Here is a 22,589-nt window from a genome sequence, read left to right on the forward strand (position 1 = left end):
GGACTTGGCTTAACCGCCGTATTTGGTGGCAGTGATATAAACCTGACCGACCTTAGTCGGTATGCGCGCATAAACCGGCGCGTAGACATCCATATTGCCTGCCTTGGCAAACCATATTTCCATGGAAATCGACTTCAGATATTCAATGTCCTTGCGGCCCTTGCGAAAGCCTGATTTCGGCACGTAGCGCGCATTACAGACAATGGCATCACCGGTAAAGCCATTCGTCGTGAAAGGCTTGGTTCCGCCAGAACTCAAAACGAGGTCCAGACGCGACTCACCATCATAGATCGGCAGACGGCTGGGGCAAATGCGTCCACCCACGGGAAAGATCAGCCCGGAAATCGGATCGAGCACGGAGCGCAGATCGCGATCCTTGACGTCGACCCAATTGTCGGGTCGCGCTTTCGGCTCCGGCTTGACCGTCGTCGAGGTCACATTGCCGTTGCGATATTGCACATCATAAGTCCGTGTGCGCTTGCCATCCTTGTAGACCAGCGAATATTCGTTGGCCTGCATTCGGTTTCCCCGCTTGGCTCCAGCAACATTGGTGCGCCCGGAAATGTCTTTCAACACGCTGGCAATGCCTGCTGCGCTGAACGAACCGGTAATGGAATAGGCGGTGCCATCCATGCGGGTCGAAAAGTTTGCCCGGGCAATCGGCAAGAGGCCCAGATTGATGCTGTATTCGCTATCGTGGCGCGTCTCTGCGGCAACAGCGGGTGACAGGCTTCCCAGCGTGAGGACAGCTGCTGCGAAAAACCTCTGTACTTTGACATTCATTCAGGTAACACCTCGGCTGACAGAAAAAGCTGCCCTCTGCCGCGATGATATACGCCGACTTATGGCAATAAAAAAGCAGAGTATCGGCGAAATTCGGTGAAATCGCTCACAAAAAAGAGCGAGCGGCTTGACGGGAAGTTCCTGTCTGACTATAGAACCGCAACTTTCCAATCATTGCCAGTTGGATTGCTGACCGGATTTTGCCGGGTAGCGAGCCGTTGGTAAAACAGACGACAACAAATAGGTGTACCCATGTCCCGTGTATGCGAATTGACCGGCAAGGGCGTCCAGACGGGCAACAACGTCAGCCACGCCAACAACAGAACCAAGCGCCGGTTCCTTCCGAACCTCTGCCAGGTTACGTTGATTTCCGATGCTCTCGGCCAGCGCTTCCGTCTGCGTGTTTCTGCAGCTGCTCTGCGTTCCGTTGAACATCGTGGCGGTCTCGACGCTTTCCTTCTCAAGGCAAGCGAAACCGAACTTTCGATGCGCGCCCGTCTGCTGCGTCGTCAGATCGCCAAGAAGACTGTTGAAACAGCTGTAGCTGCTGCTTAATAGCGGTTTCAAGATCACGAACTTTCAAAAGGCTTGAATGGCAATTGCCGCTCAAGCCTTTTGCTTGTTCTCCCTTCGCTCCAACTGGTGGCATCACCCAGGATAAAAAAATGCCCAATATGCGCTTTACGCTTGTCTACGTCGTCCTGATGACCATCGTCGTCGTGGCATCCAACATCTTCGTTCAGTATCCGCTTTCAGGCACTTTGTTCGGTATCAATCTCGGCGACCTGCTGACCTGGGGAGCCTTCACCTACCCCGTCGCATTTCTGATTACCGATCTCACCAACCGCCAGTTCGGACCGTCCATCGCGCGGCGTGTTGTTCTTGCCGGTTTCGTCGTCGGCGTATCACTGTCCTTCTGGACGTCCATACCGCGTATCGCCATCGCCTCCGGCACCGCTTACCTGATCGGGCAGTTACTCGATATCGTAGTCTTCAATCGCCTTCGCCAGCAAAGCTGGTGGCGCGCGCCGCTCGCAGGCTCGATGTTCGGTTCCGTGTTGGATACAGCTCTCTTCTTCTCGATTGCCTTTGCCGCCACTTTCGCTTTCGTTGGTCCCAACGACGCCTTTGCAATCGAAGCGGCGCCAATCCTTGGAATTTTCGCGAGCGAAGCCCCGCGTTGGGTATCCTGGGCATTGGGTGATCTGTGCGTAAAAGTGCTTGTCGGTATCATCATGTTGCTGCCCTACGGCGCGCTCATGAGTACGCTCAAACCAATGCCGCCAGCCAAAATCCGCTGAAGGAAGAGGCCTGCCAACGCAGGTCTTCTTTGTCGATATTCGACGCTTTGGCCACGGCTTTTCGGAATCTCGATAAAAATACGATTCATTGGCGTGTTCGAAACACACATGCCGATGAATCGCGCCAATCACCGATTGCGAACAGCCAAAGTTTCCGGCAATCATTATGTAAAGTTTTACGCTCTGGAGTTTCGCATCATCATGAAAAAGTCACCCAACTCAATCGATATACATGTGGGCTCCCGTATTCGCCTGCGTCGCGTCATGCTGGGCCTGAGCCAGGAAAAACTGGGCGACGGGCTTGGGATCACATTCCAGCAGGTCCAGAAGTACGAGAAGGGCACAAATCGCGTCGGTGCCAGCCGCTTGCAGCACATCTCGGAACTGCTGGATGTTCACATTTCCTATTTCTTTGAAGGCGTTCCCGACGCAGGAAACGACAGAACAGTGGCTGTGCCAAGTGCACTGTCCCAGTTCCTGAATTCGAAAGAGGGCATATCGTTAGCAAAGGCGTTTTCAGCCATCAAGGACGTTCGCGTTCGCCGTCGCGTTCTTGAACTCGTCCAGTCACTGGGCGGCAATGCCGAGACGGACGCTCCCAAAACCACAGAAATCTTCGCAACCCCAGTGAACTAACCGACATGGTTTTTCGATTGGCCACGTTAGGCCGTTGCAATCTGGAAGATGAGAGCGGAAACGTACTAAACGTTTCCACCCAGGCTTTGCTCATCTGTGCCTATCTCTTTGATATTGGCAGACCGGTTGCACGACGTGATGTGGCCAATCTTCTATGGCCCGGCAACGGCGAGGCGGCACTGACAAATCTACGCTCGACGTTGCGACGCTTTGCACTCGCGACGAAGAATGCCCCTGCCCCTTTGATCATTGCCGACACCAACGCCTTGTCGCTGAACCGGCAAATGGTGGCCTGCGACCTTGACTTCATGACAATATCCGAGCCGCAGGAGCGCCTTCACGCAGCCTGTGCTGCGGTCGCCATGCAATTTCTCCCGTCTGTTGGCGAAGGAAAGACAGCGCTCGACATATGGGTCAGGGATGTTCGACTGCGGCTTTTGAGTACGCTTCGATCGCTGTTCATGGATATTTCCGGCTCTCCAGCATCGCGGTCCCAGGCGCATGCAGACCTGAAACGCGCCGCAGTCCTTCTGCTTGAAGCGAACCCCCAAGATCACGATGTCAGACAGCAACTGTCGTCGGGGCTTGGCGCGCAGACAATAGCGGCAATGCCACGCCTACCAGCGGTGAGGGAACAAAGCGCTGCAAACCAGGCTGCGCAGCCCCGTATCGCTCTCCTTCCCCCTCACACGTCTAAAGAGGCCAGCCGGGATGGATCGATTGCAAACGCATTGATAGAAGATTTGACGATTGGGCTTTGCAGCAGCCATCTGGTTTCGGTCGTCGCACCCTACACGTCAGAGCGTATACAGGCATCGAAAGACAAGGCCGCCGTGCTCGAAAAGCACAATGTCGTTTATGCGCTCGACAGCAGGCGAAACGACAACCACCTGTTCTTCCAGTTGATTTTTACACCGACTGAGGAAATCATCTGGGCAGAACGTTTCGAATTATCTCCCTTTTCGATCGCATCGCATCGAGAAACTATCGCGCTGGCAATCCAGCGCGAATTGATGTCCAGAATAGGTTTGCATCAGGGAGCGGTCGGCGATTTTTCGCGCAGGCCAGAGGCTTACTTCCTCTATCTCAAGGGTCTGCAAACCCTTTCGAGCGTCAGTCTGCCCTCGATCCGGCGTGCCCGAAAATACTTCAAGGAAGCGCTGGAGCATGGAAATGACCTGCCAGAAGCGCTTGCGGCCATGTCGCGCACACTCACCATGGAGTGGTTGGTGACGGCGAGGTGCGATGATGAACTCCTCGCGAAAGCGCAGTATTTTGCCGACTGCGCTATCAAGGAAAACGGTGAGTTTGCCAGCGGCTTCAAGGAGCTTGGGGTGAGCCGCCTTTTCATGGGCAATATTGATGAAAGCCTAGCCGCGCTGTCGCAGGCTGAAAGCCTCAGCCCGCAATATGCCGATGTACTGGCCAGTCATGCTGACAGTCTGATTCATGCCAGCGATCCCGCCAGTGCTATTATCAAGATCAAACATGCAATCGCTCTCAATCCCATATCACCGGATATCTATTTCTGGACGGCAGCAGGTGCCAGCTACTTTTTAGAGGAGTACGATCAGGCGCTGGCTTATATCGGCAAGATGAGCAACAAGCGCGCAGCGTCCCGGCTTGCTGCGGCCTCTTGCGGCATGCTGGGAGAGGTTGACAAGGCTCGCGCTTTTCGTGCAAAAGTCTTTGAAGACAACCCCAATTTTGATTTGGAGCGTTGGCTGGCTGTCATTCCCCACAAGGAGCAATGGCAGACCGAAATGTATCGAGACGGCCTCAAACGGGCCGGATTTTAGGCAGGGGATACCATGGCACAAGCAGTTATTCTGGGGATCGAGGGTGAAGAGGGCCTTTGGCTGGTCGATCTTCAATCGGGTACGATAACAGCCGTCAAAGAGCCTTTGACCGGGGAACTGGCAAAGGCAGCGTCCCTGCGTGCATCGGGTGTTGCGATAACCAAGGGTGTCGATTTCGCAATCTCGGCATCCGCCGAGACCTTCGGAGCAGGCGGCATTCACGAAGGCAATGGCTGATCTTGCAGCTCGATAATTATCGCGCATGTTCTGCAGGCGAAACCTTGGAAAGGGTTTCGCCTTTTCTTCGTCGACTCGGTATCACCAGACTTGGTCGGCAGACGGATCTCGATGATATCGGTATTCCCGTCTGGTGCGCATTTGCCCCGAATGCAAAAGTAATCGTTATCGCCCAAGGTAAGGGCATGGATGACGAGGCCGCGAAAACATCGGCTGCGATGGAGGCAATCGAGCGATCGGTGGCGACAAATCCGGCTTGCCAGTTGCTCGTTACGAGCCAGCAGACGCTGGAAACTTCTGGACATTCCTCGAACACCCTCGACAGCCTGCTCTCGCCGCGCGCAAAGCCGGTGTCACAAACCGAAGACATTAATTGGGCACGCGCCAAGCATCTGTTGACGGGTCATGAGATATGGGTGCCTTTCGATGCCGTGCATCTCGACCGAACCGTGACATCGCCACGATACTGGCAATCGTCCGATGGCCTCGCCTCCGGTAATACGCGTGACGAAGCCGTGCTTCACGGTTTGCTGGAACGGGTGGAGCGTGACGCGCTGACGCTGTGGCAGGTCACGCCGGCAACCAAGCGATACGGGTCATCCGTCGACACGAATGCGATTGCGGAACCAACACTGCGGACCGCTCTGGACAAAATCGCGCGTGCAGGTCTGGATATCGTCCTGTTCGACATTACGACGGATTTGCGGATACCGTGCATTGTAGCGTTGATGGGTCCCAAAAACCGAACAAACACCCGCTCCATCCGCCATGTCGACATCACTCACGGCGCTGGTGCCTCCACTTCACCGGCCATTGCAGCAATAAGAGCCATTACAGAGGCCGCCCAGTCCCGGATGACGTTCATCGCCGGTGCAAGAGACGACCTGCTACCAGATATTTTTTCCCAGCACGCAGATCCGATGACAGTCGCGGCGCTGGATGCTTGCGCATGCAAAAAGCTGACCGACCTCCCCGCTCTGAGCGCAAAATCCACCGAGCACTCTCTTCAGCTGGTTCTGGAGCAACTTCACAATTGCGATATCCAAGAACTCTACGCCGTTGATCTCGCGCCCGAATGGTTGCCCGCCAGTGTCGTTAAAGTCATAGCACCTCAGCTTGAAAATCCGGATGGAGAACGACACCGGCGCTTAGGCAGCCGTGCTCTTTCGAAGGCTTTATGATGATCGTTGTTTTCGTGGGACCGAGCTTGCCGAATGCTCATGAGTTCGTGGACGCAAATGTCGAGGTCCGTCCACCCGCCTGCCAAGGCGATGTCATGCAGGCGATTGCGGATGGAGCACTCAAAATCGGATTGATCGACGGACAGTTCGAAATGGCGGCACCCGTCTGGCACAAGGAGTTGTTGTTTGCTTTATCAAAGAACATTTCGGTGTTCGGAGCCGCCAGCATGGGCGCATTACGGGCAGTGGAATGCGCCGCCTATGGCATGATCGGCATCGGTAAAATATTCGAGGACTATGTTTCGGGTATACGCGTGGACGATGCCGATGTTGCCTTGACCTATGGCCCTGCGGAACTCGGATATCCGCCCTTGAGTATTCCACTGGTCAATGCTCAGGCGACGATCGCCAAAATATCCAATCTCGGATTGCTGAACCAACCATGTTGCGAAAAACTCGCTTATGCAGCGCAGACACTTTTCTTCAAGCGACGAACATGGAAGACGATCGCCCAATTGGCTGGCGTTGACGTCGAAACCCTCAAGCCGGTTCTAGACCTTTGCTGGGTGGACCGGAAAAAGCTGGATGCCATCGCGTTGCTTCAGGCGATGGAGCAAAATCTGCAGCCGGTGAAAGCCGAAGATTGGCAATTCAACGCAACCACACTGTTTCGGAAAATGTACCTTTAGTTTTCGCATAAGGTGAAATCGCAACATTAAAAATCAATCCCTGCGTGTGCAACGATTTTGCAACGCGCTTAACGCGCGATCTTCGCGTAAAACGAATCCATCGCAACAGACATACGATGAGATTCTGATGACATTATCTAGAACTGACGCCGAGATCGATGAACGCCAGGAAGACTTTCTCACACTCATCAATATGCTGACCTACGCAGAAGGCGTTGCAGAAACGTTGGGTGCGCCATCGGCTAGCTGGTACATCGACGTCGCAAAACAAGCGCTCCAGTCCGCTTTACAGAACGAGATGGACGTGGAATTTTCAAATGCCGACATCGTAAACCTCGCATCGGTCCGCGCAGGCCATTGCTGAGCTTACAGCCTGCATTCAACGAATCTCCTACGCCAGGACAAGGATTTTCATTCCGGTTCTGGCGTTTCTTTATGGATAGAGATCACCTGATAAGGATTGCCGTCGATGGACCAGGCCTATTGCAGGGGCGGAAATTGTTTCGCAATTGCTCTGACTTCATCAGCCCACGCGTGGCGCGCTTCCGCCGTAGTCAAGTTGTGATCGGCGTTTGCGATATAGACGATCCGAGGACTTCCATATCGGCTGCTTAACAACCGCCCACGCGGACCGAAATTGGTCTCCAGCATGGCTGCCCCAACATCACCATCCGTATAGACGATCGACATACGTGTGTCGTTGGCAACAATGGCTTTGAAATCTTGGGAAAGCGTATGAAAACGCTGAGATAGGAACGGGAAGCGCACCATAATCGGCGTTGTGAACGAAACCGCTTTTGCCGCAATCATCGCCCACATATTGACGATACCGTTTCTGATACGCACATCGCCACGCAGCACCCTGCGCCAGAAACCACCACAGAAAAGTTTCGCCCCATAGCTTGCCAGTGGCTGCCGGGAGGAAACCAACAGAGCTTCGACATCGGCATCGGCAGGAATATAGAAATCGAACACGTTGACGGGCACGACACCACTGAAACGCTTGTCCTTCACCCCGCCCTTGAAAGCCGCCCAGCCGCCACTGCACCGGCCCGTGACAACGACCGGGAAAAGCTGTCTTTCTTCCAGAAAATCCATAGCGACACTGATATCTGCAAGCTGTCCGTCGCCATAAATGATCTGGTTCCTTTGATCAGGAACCGGCGGACTATCCGCAATATTGGCCATGTCGAAGCGCAAGCTGGCGATGCCGGAGCGTGCCAGATCTCTGCACAGCTTAACCGATATGCGCCCCCAGCCCGACGCACGCTCGTAACCTGTCGGCAGCACCAGAACGGTCGCGCCCTTGCGTTGCCCCTTCGGCTCGCACAAAACGCCGTAAAGGCGGCTCTGCTCGCCAAACCGTACCGGCGTTTCCTTGAAACAATCGCCAACCAGAGTGGCCGATGAAGGAACACGCCATTTGGCCTGAAGGTTTAAAGCAGTCGGAACCTTTTTGGCGAGGCTGCTTGCCCATTCCGCCAGCGTTTCGATAGCCGCCATTGGCGGCACCGAAAACAGGACGTCACTTATGAACCGGTCATAGTCTTCAAACGTCAGAGCGCGGACATCGACATCAAGTGTCTTCAAGTGCTCTGCAAATGCCGCATCGGCGGGGCGGTTTTCCTGCTTGAGCAAAAGAATGTTCGGTGCCGGTGCGTTTATTGCGGATGCAATGTTGAGTGTCCTCAACCCGGCTGTGACCGCTTCAGGTATTACCTGCTCACCCATGGTCGGGCCGGACGTGGAGCTGGCATTCAGGATTGCACCCTGATTGGCAATTCGGCTCAACGCGACGAATTCGCGCAACCAGTGGCGACCAGACAAAGCCGGCGCTGCAAGAGCCAGGCCTGAAATGCCTTCCAACGTCTCCGCTACGCGCCACGCCATCGCGCCACCGATACCATGCCCGATGAGCAGGATCCGGTCCACTCCCGACGATTGTTTCAAAGTCCTTGCGGCTGCATCTATGGTGTCGAGCCAGATCTTCAAACCGTCGGCATAATCCGGGTGGTCAAGAGCATCCCCGGTTCCAGGATAATCGAAACGCATGCTGGCCATGCCACGTTTCGACAGCTCCACGGCAAGCCGTTGCCAAAATTTTCGCGCGCACAGTTCCTCAAAACCCCACGAACCCACAAAAAGAACGGCAGTGTCCGTCGCGAAAGATGCGCCGTCTCGTTGAGACATATCGGCCAAGGCATCGGCGGGTCGGAAAAGGCCAACCGTATCTGCAAACGTAACGGGGTAATCAGCGGCGATCTGCACGCTCTTTCCCTCTACGACAGGCAGATTAAAATTGGCATTCATCTTCCACCCTCCAATGGATGTCTAAAGCATAGAAACGAACAATGGCTCATTCACGTTAAGCAATGCTTGATATTCTACTTGTCACAAGCAACCGTTTTTTGGTGCTCAGGCATTTATGTGGTTCGAATCGGGAATTTTAACAGCGGTTGCTGCAATCAGAATCTCATTGAGCTTCTGATAATAGCCTGATGCTTCTGATGTTCCCCGAAAACCATCAATGCCGGGGAAATGCGTATCCCGCTCCAGCCACCAACGGTCATGCCCTATCGAAAGAGCTCGCTCCAAAATGTCGGTAAGGCCCGTTTCCCGATCTGGATCATAACACCAGCCTGTTCCGAGGTCCCGCAAAATTTCCGGCGTGCCACCCCGTTCTGTCCCGATAACCGGAACGCCATAGGTGGCGGCCTCCATCAGAATGAGGCTTTGCGGTTCGTGCCAACGCGATGGAACGACGATGACGTCGGCGACTTTGTAAACGTCTTCCGGCGGCACAAACCCCAGAAAATGAATCGGAGCATCGCCGGCTAACGATTTCAGATGCCGCTCATAGTCTTCCCGCCCACGTCCCGCCACCAGCAACGTCGACGGCTCGGATTGCGGTAACGTCACAAATGCGCGGATCAGGTCTTCGATGCCCTTTTCTTCCGCCAAAGCTCCAAGATAGCCGAACGTAAAACGCTCACTCGTGCTGTTTTTTCGACCCACCAACGGTGCCTGGAAAAGCGCTTCGCTGCGATTGGCGTTCAAAAGCACGTGCCAATCCGCCAGGGGTAAAACGCCATTGCGTAAAAATCGCTGACGTAGCGCATCGCTGACAGAGATCGCGGTAACCCCATCGCCTTTGCTGGACTTGATACGCGCCGTCAGAACGCGGCATTCAAGACACGGCTTTTCGCAATTGCCGGAGCTGCGAAACATGCTCGATTTCGGGCAGAGCAAGGCGTAGTCGTGTAGATGCAGACAGAGCGGTATCTTGAGCGCGCTGGTCGCTTCAAATATTGCGGGCTGCATTCTGGCGGAATTATGCGCGTAAACGAGGTCTACCTTCTCGCGCAGCAGCAGTTCTTTGACGTCATTAGCCGACGTCGCACCCATCGCGCTGCGAATGTGCCAAGCCAATTTCGCCAGCTTTCCCACGGCCGGTTTGCGTGGGCCTGGCAGATAACTGTTGTGCCAGTTGATCCGCAAAACACGAATGCCGTCACTGTTGGTCGTTTCACCGGGAGGGGCGATGTGGTCACCTTCCAGACCCAGCGACAGAATGATGACATCGTGGTAACGCGAAAGCTCTACCGCGCACATGCGTGCCACGATCTCTGCCCCGCCCTCCTCTTGAGGCGCGAATGTCTGTGCGACAATACAGATCTTCATCGGTTTCGCTTTTTCTCCATCACGCATTCCTCGTCCGGCAAAGCCGTGGGAGCTGTTCAGGCCATCTTATTTCAGCAGGAGTAAACATAGCATCAAAGACCGTTTACCGCGCGAAGCAGAGCATCAGCGCTTCTATCCCAAGAAAACTTAAGTGCACGCGCATGACCGCGTGCGATCATGGTGGATCGGATGTCTGGATTTGCCGCGAGGTGCTCAATGCACCGGACGATATCATGAGCATTGTTTGGATCGAAATAGAGCGCCGCATCGCCACAGACTTCACAGGCCGGCTCTATGTTTGATGACAGTACCGGACAACCCAGGAACATGGCCTCGAGAGGCGGAATACCAAAGCCTTCATAAAGGCTTGGGAAAAGCAGGGCAGCGGCATTTGCATAAAGTGCGACAATCTCTTCGTCGGTCAGGCGTCCGGTAAATATGACCTGATCGGCTCCTACGCTGTCGCTTTGGCTTTCCTGCGCATCTTCCTTGAAAACACTCGATGCCGCAGCGCCCACCACCACGAAACGCGGAGCATTGTCAGCCATGATGCCAATTGCCTCGACAGCCCGCAGGATATTCTTGTTTGGCGTTGGGGAGCCGACGAACAGCACATAGGCATTTGATGTCAGATTCAAACGTTGCAACACCGTATCGTCAGGTGTGACGGATGCCATGTGTTCGCAGCTATTGGGAATGACCGAGATATTTTTTGCGCCGATCGTCTGCGCCAGTTCCCGTTTGGAAAATTCCGAAACAGTCGCGATATGACCTCGACGCGCGAGCAGATGTCCAAGCGAGCCGTGCACGAAGCGATAGGCACGCGAGAAGTTCTCCGGCGTGCGAAAAATCATGGCGTCGTGGATGACGGTCAGGCTTTTCCCATGCAGGACCGGTCCACTGTTGCAGAGATTGATCAGGCGACCGTGGCGGGACGCTGCAAAAAGTTGGGTCTGTTCCCAGAGATGACCCGAGAGACTGCCGACATGACGCTGTTCGATGACAGACAGCTTCATATCCAGCGATGCATCTTTGGGTGCCAGCAAAACCCACTCATCCGTATTGTTTGTCGATGCGAGATGCCGGTCCAATGCTTTGACGATTTCCCGCGCAAAACGCTGAACGCCGCTGGTTTTCTGGGTCAGAAACCGTCCGTTGATAAAGTTGGTCATGCGAACCTGCGGCTTTCAGCAGACCAGTTGTCCACAATGTGATGATAAAGCTGCATGAGTTCTTCGTTCGTCCGCTCGCTTCTGTAGCGCTGCATGAAACGCTCATAGCCAGCCGCGCCCATTTGCGCCCAGCCCTCGGAACTGCGTGACGCAATGGCCGCAGCAAGCGCCTTATGATCACCCGGGGGAAAAAGAACACCGGTTTTACCGTCACTCACCACCGATTGCAGACCTCCGACCGCCGAGGCGATGACGGGTTTGCGTGAACGCATCGCCTCGAGTGCCACAAGTCCGAAACCTTCCCACCGCGATGGCATCGCAACGACGTCGCAAACGGCCATATGGCCAGCAATATCCTCGGCCGATCGCCATCCCAGCAATTCGACATTGGCTGGCAACGTCTGCGTCAGATCATTCTTTGTCGTGACATGCGCTCCGATGACGCGAAACACCGCCTTGTCCTTCAGTTCCGCTGCCGCTTGCAAGAGAATATCGACGCCCTTTTGCCGGTCCAGCCGTCCGACGAACAGCACTTTTGTGCGCGTGTCGAGCCATTCGGTCGGCGTAGCCACCGGAAGCTGTGACGATATTCCGTTTTCGATGACGATCATCCGCTCGGCTGAAATCCCTGCTTTCAGGCCCTGCTCATATTCGTAACCCGATATTGCGACGATCTTGTCTGCAAGCGGGGAAAGAATACGCTCGGCCCACCGGGCAGGATGACGCAAGGGGCCAAGCGTCTCCATGTCGAACACCCATCCGTGCGGGCAATAGACGACAGGCGGAAATTTGCCCGGCATCGCTCTAATTGTGCGAACGATACCTCCTGCAAGGGTGGAATGTGCGTGAACGACATCGGGCCGAAATGATCTTACCTCGTGCAGCACGGCACGCGCCAATGCTGGGAGCGCAGTGGATCGTTTCCGTCTCACGAAAGTCGCGATAGAAGAAGCCGGGGTATTTTTCAGAAAGCCTATATGGGCATCGGGTACGATAACCCTGATATTTTCAGCGCCCAGAGCCTTGATTTGGCTTGGGACTATTTCGTTGAAATAGGTCGCTGGCCCGCCAGGCATAGTCTCAAAAACGTGCAGAATCTTCATGATCCACCTCATCCACGGCATTGGATCGATGACGACCTGCCCTTTCACGGAAACTTAAATCGCAAATTTCTTAATCAAGACAGAATATTGAAATGAAAAAGAGGGAATGCTCCATTTGACTTGATCATATTGTGCGCTATGCAACTTGAAAACGCCACTCAGCCTGTTGCACTACTCATTTTATTTTGATGCCTCTGTTAAAGACTGCGTATTTCAGCGACGCAGCGTTCAATATATTTAAATGGTTCTGAAGTCATAACTACGCGTAAAGATAAGAACACTACGCGGATAGAGGTAAGCGGATTTGAAAATCTGCATCGTATCGCAAACTTTCGCTCCACAAGAGGAGGGCGGCGCGGAAATTTCCGCTCGCCTGGGCGCAATGGAGCTTGGCCAGCGTCACGATATCACCGTGCTGGCATTGGGCAAAGAGGGCGATGCCATCGCACCGCCAGGTGAAACCCGGTTGCAAGGCTGCATTCGTGTGGTTCGCCTTCCCTGGAACAACAGCTATCTACCCCTGCCTCGTAAATCATCCGCCGGTTTTTTACACCGGGCAAGCTGGCATCTGCGCACCGCCATGGGAGCCCTTTGTCCGGAACAGCTCACAAAATTTCTGGTCACGGAAAAGTTCGATCTCATCTATGCTCAGAACTCGGCCTATATGCAGCCAGCCCTCTTTATTGCTGCCCGCAGGGCAAATATCCCCATCTGCCTGCATTTGAGAGATTATGGACTGCTCTGTCCCAAGACCAGCATGTTTCGCAATGGCGATAATTGTGAGCGTCCGTGTTTCGACTGCTCGCTTTTGACGCGGCGGATGCGTGAGATGAGAGGCGAAGGCATGACGGTCATCGCTGTCAGCGACGCTCTGCGGCAACGGTTCGTCACCAACGGCGTCTTGGAAGATGCCGACTGGCACGTGATGCACAACACAAATGCCACCGAAAATATCTATGATAGATCTCTCGTCGGCAGACGGAACACGACAGCACCGGTGTTCACCTTCGGCTATCTCGGCGCGGTGTCCCAAGAGAAGGGCGTGGACGACCTGATCCGTGCCTTCATGTCACTGCCAGACCGCGACAATGCAAAACTTATTCTCGCCGGACGAGGCCGTGACAGCGACATCGCAAAACTAAAGCGACTGTCTCAAGGTGCGCCGATCGAATTTAAAGGTTTCGTCAGACCGGAAGAAATCTACCGCGTGGCCGATGCGATCATCGTGCCGTCCAGATGGCACGAACCGCAGAGCCGCATTCTGGTCGAAGCGCCCGTCTATGGCATTCCCGTCATCGGCACGATGCGTGGCGGCACCACGGAAATCATACGAGAACACCAGACTGGCTGGTATTATGATCCAGACAAGCCAGAAGCGCTGTCGGAACTCTTGGCAAAAGCTCTGGCGATTGGCCAGAAACGCTGGTGGGAAAAGCGCGACGAGATTTTCCCGGGTCTTGCGAGCTTCAAAGGAACTGCCGAACAATCCGGTTACTACGGTCATTTAGAGAATATATTACTGGCCGCAGCGAGGCGCTGAAACCGCCTCGATTGACCCTTCAAATTACAGCGAACCGGTCAGAAAATGGCCTTTGGGCTGGTCTTTCCAAAATGTTCCCAGCCATGCGTCGGTTGATGGCGGCCTGAAGGCACCAAAGCCGGAGGTCGGGCTGAACGTCATTTCCCCAAACAAGGGTCCGGACGGCCTGTCATAGAAATCGATGCGAACGAACTCGAAGCCCTGTGCCAATGTACGAGCGGCTGCCAGAATCTCATCGAGATGCGGCGGGCGCGCTAGGTCCCCTGTCTCAAGCGGATAATAATGCCCGAAATCGAGCTTGTTCCAATGCTCGTCATAAAAGCAGCGTCGGTGGTCGCTAAAGCGCGCCGTGTCGATCTGGATGCAGGGAACATCGTTTTCAAAGCAAAAGAACTTGTAGTCTACCGGTGCCTCTCCACCCTCCCCGATAAACGGTTCAATGAAGATTTCCGGATCGATGTGATTGTACCACTCTTCCGCCAACCGCCATGCGGTTCGCCCGTTGAGCCAGACATCACATTTCTCCTTTGCGCCAACCAGATCCTCCGGTCCGTAGACGAAGATATTGCGATCTGACCCGTGATTGACTTTGATGACATAAGGAAACGGCAGTGGTGGGCAATCGTCAAGGTTTTTGCCCCGCCACAGCGTTGGCGTCACCCATCGTTCCCCTAGAACCTCCGCGACATGCGCCTTTACCGCAATCTTGTCGCTAAGCAGGATCAGGCGCGGATCGGACTGCGGACCTGTCCAGGCGATCTTGCGGGCGGCGAGATGCTCGTTCAATGTTTTGGGGTTATCCAGATCGGCCCATAATTTGTGATAGCGATAATACTGCAATTGCGTTGCCTGCTTGATCGGCAGGCTCTGAATGGCTGCATGGTACAGCTTTTTGAAAATGCGGCGTCCTAATGAATGCCGGGGCTGGTCCGATGCCATGGGTTCAATCGCCTTCTAAAACGAATTTGGGATATTCAGCTTACTGCCGTTCCTATGATCGTGATGCTCGCCAAAGCAACGTGCTCGATATCGTCGCCGTAACAAGCGCCGTGAAAAACGCGGACAGACCGGCACCGATAAAACCAAAGCTACTGATCAACAGGAAACTCATACCGATCGACAGGAGAACGCTGGATAGATTGACGAATGCATAGTGTCCGTCTTTCCGCAGGCTGTTGAGCCCCAGACCCATGAGATCCGTGCAGGAGCGGACGACGGCCGTCAGAAGCAACAGCGCGAAAATACCTTGATGCTGGCCGAGTTCAGGCATGTTCATGAGATGCACGAGAATATTGCCGCTGATGAAAATCGCCACACCCAATCCGAAAGCAACGGCAGCGGTTTTGGTAAACTGCCAGATCATTACTTCCCGCCACTCTTTCATGGAGCCGGTATTGTAAGCTTTGAAAAGAGCGGGAATGGCGACCTGTAAAACTGCGGTCGCTATCAATGTCTGCAACGCATTGGCAAGCGACCAATAGAACGTGTAGACGCCGGTGAGCGAAAGCGTGAGAAGCAGCGACACGATATAGCGATCCGCATAAACCAATCCGACATTGCTTATATCGCTGATATAGATCAGCCATGCCTTTCGCATGCGTTTTCTCACCCACCGCATCCGCATGGGGGCCTGCAAAATCCGTCTGAAAGGCCATTGCCGTAGAAAGCTGGCAAGCGCGCCAAACATAAGAATATACCCAAGGCTCCACGCGATCATGATCGTTTCGATGTTGCGGAAAACCTCTGAGATCAACCCCAAACCGATGACGGGTAGAATCCATGATGAGGTTCTTAGAAAGAACAGCACATTGGCCTGGCTCGACATTTCCTGTGCAATGAGCGGCACATGAATATCGCAGGAAATCGTCTCTAGCCAAACGACCAGAAGGATAAGGAAGTAAAGCGGTACCACCGCATGACCCATAAAGTGGGCTAGGATCAAACCTATTGCGGTCATCGCGGCAAGCGACGTGACAGTCACCAGCAGTCGCGTCTTTATGTACACACCGGCGACGCCGGATGTTTTTCCGCTGACGTCTCTTGCTATGAAGTAATTCAGGCCCCAGCCGAGAGCTGCCGGAGCAGCATTCACCACACCCAGCGCAAGACCATAGATGCCGGCGGCTTCGAGGCCCATGAATTTGACAATATAAAAAGACAGCGCAAAGCGCAAAACAAGCGTCGAACCGCGAAGGCCCATATTGAAGATGACGTTGATACCGGTAAGAGAACGACCTTGCAGAAACGGTATACGCATGGCTGTCCGGTTGTTGTTTTCAGCCAATGTCGATCCTCAATATTGCAAACCGGAACGCGTCATGCGGACCACTTTGATATTTTCCATGCCGCTCTCTTCTAACGTGACAAGCGCGATAACGATGCTTCCGGTATCGTCTTCGTGCTGCATGAGGAAGACGTCATCGAGATCACGGCGCAGGCTTGGATGAACCCGCGATTTTGTGGCCACGCCACCATCGATGACGATGAGGTCGAAAGCCTCGCCGTTTCCGTCCGTCGTTTTTTTGAATGTCTCGCTCAAGTCCCGTTCATCCGCCGGGGAAAAGTGAAGAAACGGAACGGACTCGACATCGTAAAACCCGTTTCCGTCCACCTCAACTGTGCTTTGCTCAGGTAAAAGCATGGCCGTCAACAAAGGATCGTGTGTCGCACGATCGACAAGGAGAACGCGACGTCCAAGTTTGGCAACATCCGCCGCCAGGTTGAACGCGGAATAGGGCGCGCGATTTTTCGGACCTGTGGAAACGACCATGATGGTGTGGTTGGCACCCGGTTTGAGCGCAGATGAAACGAACCGCGCCAAACCGTCAAAGCCCTCATCTGCTGTTGCGACCAGCGCTCTCATATCCGCCTCACGAACAAAGCGATTGAATGTGGCGACGGGAGCAGCCGGGATAGCGCTGGTGTTATCCGAGGTCGGCAACAATCCACCACTGGGACCACGATCTGCCTCAGGGCCAGGTAAACTATTGCGGGGCGAGCGCACCATCTGCAATTCACTTGGCTGATCATGAAACTGATCCCGCAAAATGAGAAGGCCAGCAGCCAGAAGAAGCCCGAAAATTCCGCCGCCGGCCGATATCAGACCGCGTGGAGGTCCAGCTTTGCGCAATGGCGGTTCCGCGCTGGAAATTATCTGCGGGTTTTCGCTCGATGTGCCCTGCTGCTCAGAAAGCTGCTTGGTTCTCAACAAGAACGCTTCATAGACGGCACGATCGCTTTCCAGCTTTCGCTGCAATTCGCGCAACCGCACCATGGTTTGTTCGTCGCTGTTGAGGCTTGTCTTCAGCGCGTCGGCGTTGGACGTCGAAAGTTTGAGCTGGTTTCTCAAACGCGCCAGATTGCTTGAAGTCGCCGTCGAGAAGTTCCGCAATTGTTCGTCAAGGATAGCATTGAGCGACTGGGTCCGCGCACGCGCGGCCTGAAGGGACGGATGCTGCGCACCCAATGACGTCGCCTGAACGGACTCCTCTTCACGGCTTTCCTGATAACGCGCGCGCAAAGAAATAATTGCGGGTGTCAGGGACGTGTCCGGAATGGAGCGCAAATATTGTCTGTCGTTTCTGGCACGATTGAGCTCGGCCACAAGAGCTTCGCCTTCGGCAACCGAGGCCGACAGCCTTGATATTTCGGTATTGGCATCGGCAATGCGCTGCTCGACATCCGGTCGTCCTTGAATATCCGCCAGATTATGCTCTGCGCGATACGCCTGAACGGCACGGTCGCCATCTTCCACAGCTTTGCGCAGCTGATCAAGTTGCGCAGAAAGCCCCCCGCCCGTGCGCCGCAGCACATCGCTGTTCATTTCCATGCGCACTTGCGCGTAGGTGGTGGCGATGAGATTGGCCAGCTCGGCAGCGCGCTGCGGGCTGTCGGACTTGACCGACACATTGACGATGAAGCTCTTGCCGACAGCATCGACGGATATAACCTTGCGCAACGCATCGAGCGCCAGATTGCTGCGGCTTTCCTTGTCGGGGTAGACCGGGTCGGCGGCCCCAAATTTGGGATCGTCGTAAAGTTTCTCGCTCTCCACGATCCGTGAAAGCACCTGTGCAGAGGTGATGATATATTGCTGATTGAGGACGTGTGAGTCCACCGCACGTGGCTGTCCCGGCAAGTCGCTTTCCAGGACCCGGGAGCCTTCAGGATCGAGCAAGATTTGCGACGTCGCGACATAGTAATTCGGGATCAACAACGACGCGCCGAACGCCAGTGCCGCGCAGATGATACCAATGAGGAGAATGAACAGGGCGTTACGCCACAGCAATGCCGCCAAACGGAGAAGATTGTTTGGCCCGCTTGTTTGCTCCCGATAATGCGGCTCGTAAGATGTCGTCTCGTTAATCGCCATACCGGTTTACGATCCCATCTTTTGTGGAAGCTGCGTCTTACGATTTCCTGACATCGCCATTCTCTTGAACGTTCGCCTAATGTGTAATCGCCAGCTCGTTGCGGACGCGCCGCTTGCGTATATTCCGGCTTTTCTCATGATACGCGGAAGAACCGCCCAGTATTTGACCAGCCGTCAGTCTAGGGATGACGGGTTAATATACCGTTTTGCGGAAGCAGCCTTTCCTGGGCGGCCAATTCGTCTTCAGTAAGGCAATAGCTTTTGACCTGTTTTTGTCCCTAGCGTTTAGCGCTCTGCGAGCTCCCACCACAGACATTCTTACGGCCCGCACGCACAGGATAAGAACCGCATCTTTTAGATAGCCGGCTAATCTTATTTTTCGAGTTGGCGTCCGATGACCCTTGGGATCAGAAACTTGGAGGCGTGCAAGCACTGATGACTTCGCAGGGCACTGGCCCCACGCAACGAAACGTGTGCGGCCGTCTGCTTTCAAAATAATAGGCGTCGCCGGGGCCAAGAATGCGACGCTCATCATCCACCGTCACTTCCAACCTTCCTGAAAGAACGATACCGCCCTCCTCTCCTTCGTGAACCAGCGGAACACGGCCGGTCCCTGCACCCGGTTGGTAGCACTCCTTCAATATCTGCAAACTTCTTCCGAACAGGTTCTCTCCAATCTGACGATAGGAGACGGGCCCTTTACCAATCTCGACCAACTCCTCAGCCGCGTAAAAAGCCTTGCGTGGCTTGTCTGGTTCCAGCGCAAAAAATTCGGCAAGTCCAATAGGGATGCCGTCGAGTATCCGCTTCAATGCGCCGACTGAAGGATTTGTAGAGTTGGATTCGATCAGGGAGATCGCGGAGTTGGTGACCCCTGCACGCTTGGCCAACTCCCGTTGGGATAATTTGTGGAGAGAGCGCAGATGACGCAATCTGTTACCAATGTCGACGACCACCGTGAACCTCACCGTTGCATATGTTCGATATACCGCAAATCCTTACAAGGAAATCCATCTTTATCAATGGCTTAGTCATTATAAGAAATAGACTTGTTCGATGATGCGAAGTGCAGGATTGATATCTTATCATAACATGGGGAACCCGATGGATCACAGCAACAAATCCAACATGCCAAATCTTTCCAATTTCTGGATGCCATTCACGGCAAACCGGCAGTTCAAGGCGTCGCCGCGGCTGTTGGCCAGTGCGGAAGGCATGTATTACAAAGATATTGATGGCAACACGATTCTGGATGGCACGGCAGGCCTGTGGTGCGTCAATGCCGGACATGGACGCAGGCGCATTACCGAAGCCGTAGAGCGCCAGCTTTCGACCCTCGATTTCGCGCCCACCTTCCAGATGGGCCATCCAATTGCCTTCGAGTTCGCCGAGAAGCTCGCAGCGATCGCACCCGGAGGACCGGATGCTGGACTCGATCGTGTTTTCTTCACCGGCTCCGGTTCGGAATCCGTCGACACCGCATTGAAGATCGCGATTGCCTATCAGCGCGCCATCGGCCAAGGAACCCGCAGTCGCATCATCGGTCGTGAAAAAGGTTATCACGGCGTTGGCTTCGGCGGTATTTCTGTCGGCGGCCTCGTCAACAACCGCAGAGTCTTCCCCCAAATTCCCGCCGATCATATGCGCCATACGCTGGATCTAGACCGCAATGCTTTCTCACATGGCCTGCCGGAACACGGCGTCGAACTCGCAGACGATCTAGAGCGTCTGGTCGCGCTGCACGGTGCCGAGACCATAGCAGCTGTGATCGTAGAACCCATGTCGGGTTCGGCTGGCGTCATCCTTCCGCCGCAGGGATATTTGCAGCGTCTGCGCGCCATCGCCGACAAGCATGGCATCCTGCTGATCTACGATGAAGTCATCACCGGCTTCGGCCGCCTCGGCAAACCATTCGCCACGGACTATTTCGGCGTCGTTCCGGATCTCGTCACCACTGCGAAAGGCATCACAAATGGTGCGATCCCGATGGGGGCAGTTTTTGCCAAGCGTGCGGTGTATGACGCGTTGATGCAAGGACCGGACAATCAGATCGAACTGTTCCATGGCTATACCTATTCGGGGCACCCCGTCGCTTGCGCCGCCGGTATCGCCACGCTCGAGATCTATCAGGAAGAAGACCTGCTCACCCGCGCCGCTGATCTCGAACAAGCATGGCAGGATGCGCTTCACTCCCTGAAGGGACTGCCGCACGTCCTTGATATCCGCAATCTGGGCTTGGTTGGCGCGATTGAGCTTTCGCCACGGGAAGGTGCGCCGGGAACCCGTGCCTACGATGCGTTTGTGGATTGCCTCAAGAAGGGCCTCCTGGTTCGCGTCACCGGCGATATTATTGCGCTGTCCCCGCCACTGATTATCGAAGAAAGTCAGATTACGGATATTGTCTCGATTATCGGCGACGCCTTGAAACGCGTCGCATAATTTCACTAGCCCCTGGAGCGGCTGTGTCGCTCCAGGGGCTAGGCTTTACTAAATTTTTAGCAAGTTTATACGCTTGTTTTAATTAAATAAAAAACGCCAAAAGAAAGCCAAGTGGCGTTTTTGTTTCACCACTTCGTACCGACAATTATAGGTTATTTTCCTGTCCATCGGAGCTTTTGTTCTCCGCTTGTTTGGCAATGCGCTCAGCCACCTGGCGAGTCTGATTGCGTATGTCAGGCACAGCAGTAATTTCCCAAAACTGCCCCGCTGTCAAGGCTCCAACAGCAAAGAGGCCTTCTCGTGGGTAACCCTCACAAGACAAAGCCCGGGAGTTTTCGTCTACTCTAATCCCAAGCCCGAGAGGATCGATGTCGAGCATGTTTTGCGCCTGCATGTTTTGCAACAGTGGCGAATGGCCTATTCCAGCCCGCTCCATGCCCGTACAGTTTACGAGCCAGTCGAATGCGAGCGATGTCTCTTCCGATGTGCCGCGCCGACGGAAGGTGAGATGGTTGGTATCGCCAAGGCGCGCTATCTTGGAGACGAAACCCGCATGAACCGATACCGTACCATCCTGCATGAGGGCGTCGAAAACCTCATGGACCTGGGGTGCGATACGATGCCTGTGAATGTTCCACCAAGCCAAGGCGTGCCGCAGGAATCTCGACCGTTGCGCTTGGCTCAAATCCTGCCAGAGGTGTTGAGTCTTGTGCCGCAACCCTTCCATCACGGCTCGCCAATCCTGCCCTCCCCTCACCTGACGCCGGAGGTCTGCAAGAATCTCACTGATCTCCAACCGGCTTTTCATCAATGCCGGCTCTACCGCCTGCACGGGATGGGTGCTGTGCGCATGCGGCGTCAAACCACGGCGGGACAGAACATGGATTTTGCCACGATGCCCCATGTTCCGGAGAGACAGAACCTGGTCGATCATCGTCAATCCGGAGCCCAGAATTGCGATGGTGTCATCTGGCTTCACGCGCGACAACCAGCCCAAGCGCCAGGGATTACGCACCACCCGACGCAGTAGCGCCATATCGGCATCGGAAGTTAGCCGCGGCAAACTCGCGGTGCCGACACCAAGACAAAGCGCAATATTTTTTGCTCTTAACTCTCTCCCATCACTAAGACGAAACCCAACTCCCTCCTCGTCGCATGACGAGCAAGAAAGGGCCTTGGCTTTAACAAAGTCTACGCGCGCGCGCTGATGTTTGCTGCGCAATAGGGAAGCCAGCGTATCTCTGAGATACAGACCGTAATCATGACGGGAGGCGAAACTGCCGCCGTCAACGGGCCGTCCGCGTTTCGTCAGCCAGTCCACGAAATCCGATGGCTTATCTGCAAAAGCACTCATGCGCGCCGCAGGCACATTCAATCGGTGCAAATGCAATTCGGTTCGATAAGCCGTTCCGCGACCAAACGCGGAATCATCTCCAACAATGGCGATGGACGCAGTCGAAGGAAGAACTTCTAGAAGATTGGTTACAAGACTGATCGCGGAAAACCCGGACCCAACAACGGCAACGTCATAAACCACACAGAATCTCCTGTCTTTCATTTCGCACGCAGAAAACCTTAACCACTCCAGAAACGCAAATGCGAATTAGCCAGCACTTCATATAGCTATAAACCGACCCGCTCTGCTCTCTCATGACA

The 22,589-nt window shown here is 54.5% G+C and carries 20 protein-coding genes; 10 read left to right on the forward strand and 10 right to left on the reverse strand.

The window, feature by feature from the left end; translation table 11 throughout:
- Positions 1 to 9: 9 nt before the first annotated feature.
- Positions 10 to 783 carry a DUF3108 domain-containing protein gene (locus CPJ18_RS18880; RefSeq protein ID WP_077102429.1) on the reverse strand — a complete coding sequence of 258 codons (774 nt, stop codon included), beginning with the start codon at positions 781 to 783 and terminating at the stop codon, positions 10 to 12.
- 252 nt (positions 784 to 1,035) lie between these two features.
- Between CPJ18_RS18880 and rpmB the strand changes: the two genes are divergently transcribed.
- The 8 genes from rpmB to CPJ18_RS18920 all read left to right on the forward strand — a co-directional run bounded on the left by rpmB (position 1,036) and on the right by CPJ18_RS18920 (position 6,990).
- Positions 1,036 to 1,338, forward strand: a complete 303-nt coding sequence (gene rpmB, locus CPJ18_RS18885; protein ID WP_077102431.1) for a 50S ribosomal protein L28 — start codon at positions 1,036 to 1,038, stop codon at positions 1,336 to 1,338.
- A 110-nt stretch (positions 1,339 to 1,448) separates the two neighbouring features.
- On the forward strand, positions 1,449 to 2,084 hold the full coding sequence (locus CPJ18_RS18890) for a queuosine precursor transporter (protein ID WP_077102433.1): 636 nt from the start codon (positions 1,449 to 1,451) through the stop codon (positions 2,082 to 2,084).
- Between the two features lie 201 nt (positions 2,085 to 2,285).
- Positions 2,286 to 2,720, forward strand: a complete 435-nt coding sequence (locus tag CPJ18_RS18895; protein ID WP_077102805.1) for a helix-turn-helix domain-containing protein — start codon at positions 2,286 to 2,288, stop codon at positions 2,718 to 2,720.
- A 5-nt stretch (positions 2,721 to 2,725) separates the two neighbouring features.
- Positions 2,726 to 4,519 (forward strand): tetratricopeptide repeat protein, encoded by a 1,794-nt coding sequence (locus CPJ18_RS18900; protein ID WP_077118472.1) that lies wholly within the window; start codon positions 2,726 to 2,728, stop codon positions 4,517 to 4,519.
- Positions 4,520 to 4,531: 12 nt separating this feature from the next.
- Entirely contained in the window at positions 4,532 to 4,756 is a 225-nt protein-coding gene (locus tag CPJ18_RS18905) for a hypothetical protein (RefSeq protein WP_077102807.1), read from the forward strand.
- Between the two features lie 44 nt (positions 4,757 to 4,800).
- Positions 4,801 to 5,937, forward strand: a complete 1,137-nt coding sequence (locus CPJ18_RS18910) for a YcaO-like family protein (protein WP_245445437.1) — start codon at positions 4,801 to 4,803, stop codon at positions 5,935 to 5,937.
- On the forward strand, positions 5,934 to 6,626 hold the full coding sequence (locus tag CPJ18_RS18915) for a TfuA-like protein (RefSeq protein ID WP_244554121.1): 693 nt from the start codon (positions 5,934 to 5,936) through the stop codon (positions 6,624 to 6,626). The genes CPJ18_RS18910 and CPJ18_RS18915 overlap by 4 nt, the downstream gene beginning before the upstream one ends.
- Before the next feature lie 127 nt (positions 6,627 to 6,753).
- Entirely contained in the window at positions 6,754 to 6,990 is a 237-nt protein-coding gene (locus CPJ18_RS18920; RefSeq protein WP_103659639.1) for a hypothetical protein, read from the forward strand.
- Between the two features lie 116 nt (positions 6,991 to 7,106).
- On the opposite strand, the gene CPJ18_RS18925 is transcribed toward CPJ18_RS18920, so the two are convergent.
- From CPJ18_RS18925 to CPJ18_RS18940, 4 genes are all read right to left on the reverse strand, one after another.
- A complete protein-coding gene (locus CPJ18_RS18925; protein WP_077118474.1) occupies positions 7,107 to 8,936 on the reverse strand; it encodes an alpha/beta fold hydrolase in 1,830 nt (609 codons plus the stop codon).
- Positions 8,937 to 9,041: 105 nt separating this feature from the next.
- Positions 9,042 to 10,307, reverse strand: coding sequence for a glycosyltransferase (locus CPJ18_RS18930; RefSeq protein WP_077102441.1), 1,266 nt, complete (start codon positions 10,305 to 10,307; stop codon positions 9,042 to 9,044).
- Positions 10,308 to 10,399: 92 nt separating this feature from the next.
- Positions 10,400 to 11,479 (reverse strand): glycosyltransferase family 4 protein, encoded by a 1,080-nt coding sequence (locus CPJ18_RS18935; protein ID WP_077102443.1) that lies wholly within the window; start codon positions 11,477 to 11,479, stop codon positions 10,400 to 10,402.
- Positions 11,476 to 12,582, reverse strand: a complete 1,107-nt coding sequence (locus tag CPJ18_RS18940; RefSeq protein ID WP_167397936.1) for a glycosyltransferase — start codon at positions 12,580 to 12,582, stop codon at positions 11,476 to 11,478. The genes CPJ18_RS18935 and CPJ18_RS18940 overlap by 4 nt, the downstream gene beginning before the upstream one ends.
- Positions 12,583 to 12,886: 304 nt before the next feature.
- Here CPJ18_RS18940 and CPJ18_RS18945 point away from each other — a divergent pair, with 304 nt between their 5' ends.
- Positions 12,887 to 14,122, forward strand: a complete 1,236-nt coding sequence (locus CPJ18_RS18945) for a glycosyltransferase (protein WP_077102447.1) — start codon at positions 12,887 to 12,889, stop codon at positions 14,120 to 14,122.
- A gap of 24 nt (positions 14,123 to 14,146) precedes the next feature.
- Here CPJ18_RS18945 and CPJ18_RS18950 read toward each other — a convergent pair whose 3' ends face one another.
- The 4 genes from CPJ18_RS18950 to CPJ18_RS18965 all read right to left on the reverse strand — a co-directional run bounded on the left by CPJ18_RS18950 (position 14,147) and on the right by CPJ18_RS18965 (position 19,450).
- Positions 14,147 to 15,061: an ATP-grasp fold amidoligase family protein gene (locus CPJ18_RS18950; protein WP_103659642.1), complete on the reverse strand. Its 915-nt coding sequence runs from the start codon at positions 15,059 to 15,061 to the stop codon at positions 14,147 to 14,149.
- Positions 15,062 to 15,113: 52 nt separating this feature from the next.
- A complete protein-coding gene (locus CPJ18_RS18955) occupies positions 15,114 to 16,406 on the reverse strand; it encodes a lipopolysaccharide biosynthesis protein (protein ID WP_077102451.1) in 1,293 nt (430 codons plus the stop codon).
- Positions 16,407 to 16,415: 9 nt separating this feature from the next.
- Positions 16,416 to 18,494 carry a GumC family protein gene (locus tag CPJ18_RS18960; protein WP_103659643.1) on the reverse strand — a complete coding sequence of 693 codons (2,079 nt, stop codon included), beginning with the start codon at positions 18,492 to 18,494 and terminating at the stop codon, positions 16,416 to 16,418.
- Positions 18,495 to 18,901: 407 nt separating this feature from the next.
- Entirely contained in the window at positions 18,902 to 19,450 is a 549-nt protein-coding gene (locus tag CPJ18_RS18965) for a cupin domain-containing protein (protein ID WP_077102455.1), read from the reverse strand.
- Positions 19,451 to 19,598: 148 nt separating this feature from the next.
- Here CPJ18_RS18965 and aptA point away from each other — a divergent pair, with 148 nt between their 5' ends.
- On the forward strand, positions 19,599 to 20,933 hold the full coding sequence (gene aptA / locus CPJ18_RS18970) for an omega-aminotransferase AptA (protein WP_077102457.1): 1,335 nt from the start codon (positions 19,599 to 19,601) through the stop codon (positions 20,931 to 20,933).
- Positions 20,934 to 21,078: 145 nt separating this feature from the next.
- On the opposite strand, the gene CPJ18_RS18975 is transcribed toward aptA, so the two are convergent.
- Entirely contained in the window at positions 21,079 to 22,491 is a 1,413-nt protein-coding gene (locus CPJ18_RS18975; RefSeq protein ID WP_153366559.1) for an FAD/NAD(P)-binding protein, read from the reverse strand.
- Positions 22,492 to 22,589 lie beyond the last annotated feature (98 nt).

The organism is Agrobacterium rosae (assembly GCF_002915175.1).
GTDB lineage: Bacteria > Pseudomonadota > Alphaproteobacteria > Rhizobiales > Rhizobiaceae > Agrobacterium > Agrobacterium rosae.

What these genes read in the sequence shown, in the direction of transcription:
- CPJ18_RS18940 (WP_167397936.1), bottom strand. Translation starts at nt 12,582, where the DNA reads ATGAAGATTCTGCACGTTTTTGAGACTATGCCTGGCGGGCCAGCGACC.
- CPJ18_RS18930 (WP_077102441.1), bottom strand. Translation starts at nt 10,307, where the DNA reads ATGAAGATCTGTATTGTCGCACAGACATTCGCGCCTCAAGAGGAGGGC.
- CPJ18_RS18920 (WP_103659639.1), top strand. Translation starts at nt 6,754, where the DNA reads ATGACATTATCTAGAACTGACGCCGAGATCGATGAACGCCAGGAAGAC.
- CPJ18_RS18950 (WP_103659642.1), bottom strand. Translation starts at nt 15,061, where the DNA reads ATGGCATCGGACCAGCCCCGGCATTCATTAGGACGCCGCATTTTCAAA.
- CPJ18_RS18900 (WP_077118472.1), top strand. Translation starts at nt 2,726, where the DNA reads ATGGTTTTTCGATTGGCCACGTTAGGCCGTTGCAATCTGGAAGATGAG.
- CPJ18_RS18960 (WP_103659643.1), bottom strand. Translation starts at nt 18,494, where the DNA reads ATGGCGATTAACGAGACGACATCTTACGAGCCGCATTATCGGGAGCAA.
- aptA (WP_077102457.1), top strand. Translation starts at nt 19,599, where the DNA reads ATGGATCACAGCAACAAATCCAACATGCCAAATCTTTCCAATTTCTGG.
- CPJ18_RS18925 (WP_077118474.1), bottom strand. Translation starts at nt 8,936, where the DNA reads ATGAATGCCAATTTTAATCTGCCTGTCGTAGAGGGAAAGAGCGTGCAG.
- CPJ18_RS18975 (WP_153366559.1), bottom strand. Translation starts at nt 22,491, where the DNA reads ATGAAAGACAGGAGATTCTGTGTGGTTTATGACGTTGCCGTTGTTGGG.
- CPJ18_RS18935 (WP_077102443.1), bottom strand. Translation starts at nt 11,479, where the DNA reads ATGACCAACTTTATCAACGGACGGTTTCTGACCCAGAAAACCAGCGGC.
- CPJ18_RS18890 (WP_077102433.1), top strand. Translation starts at nt 1,449, where the DNA reads ATGCCCAATATGCGCTTTACGCTTGTCTACGTCGTCCTGATGACCATC.
- CPJ18_RS18895 (WP_077102805.1), top strand. Translation starts at nt 2,286, where the DNA reads ATGAAAAAGTCACCCAACTCAATCGATATACATGTGGGCTCCCGTATT.
- CPJ18_RS18880 (WP_077102429.1), bottom strand. Translation starts at nt 783, where the DNA reads ATGAATGTCAAAGTACAGAGGTTTTTCGCAGCAGCTGTCCTCACGCTG.
- CPJ18_RS18915 (WP_244554121.1), top strand. Translation starts at nt 5,934, where the DNA reads ATGATGATCGTTGTTTTCGTGGGACCGAGCTTGCCGAATGCTCATGAG.
- rpmB (WP_077102431.1), top strand. Translation starts at nt 1,036, where the DNA reads ATGTCCCGTGTATGCGAATTGACCGGCAAGGGCGTCCAGACGGGCAAC.
- CPJ18_RS18905 (WP_077102807.1), top strand. Translation starts at nt 4,532, where the DNA reads ATGGCACAAGCAGTTATTCTGGGGATCGAGGGTGAAGAGGGCCTTTGG.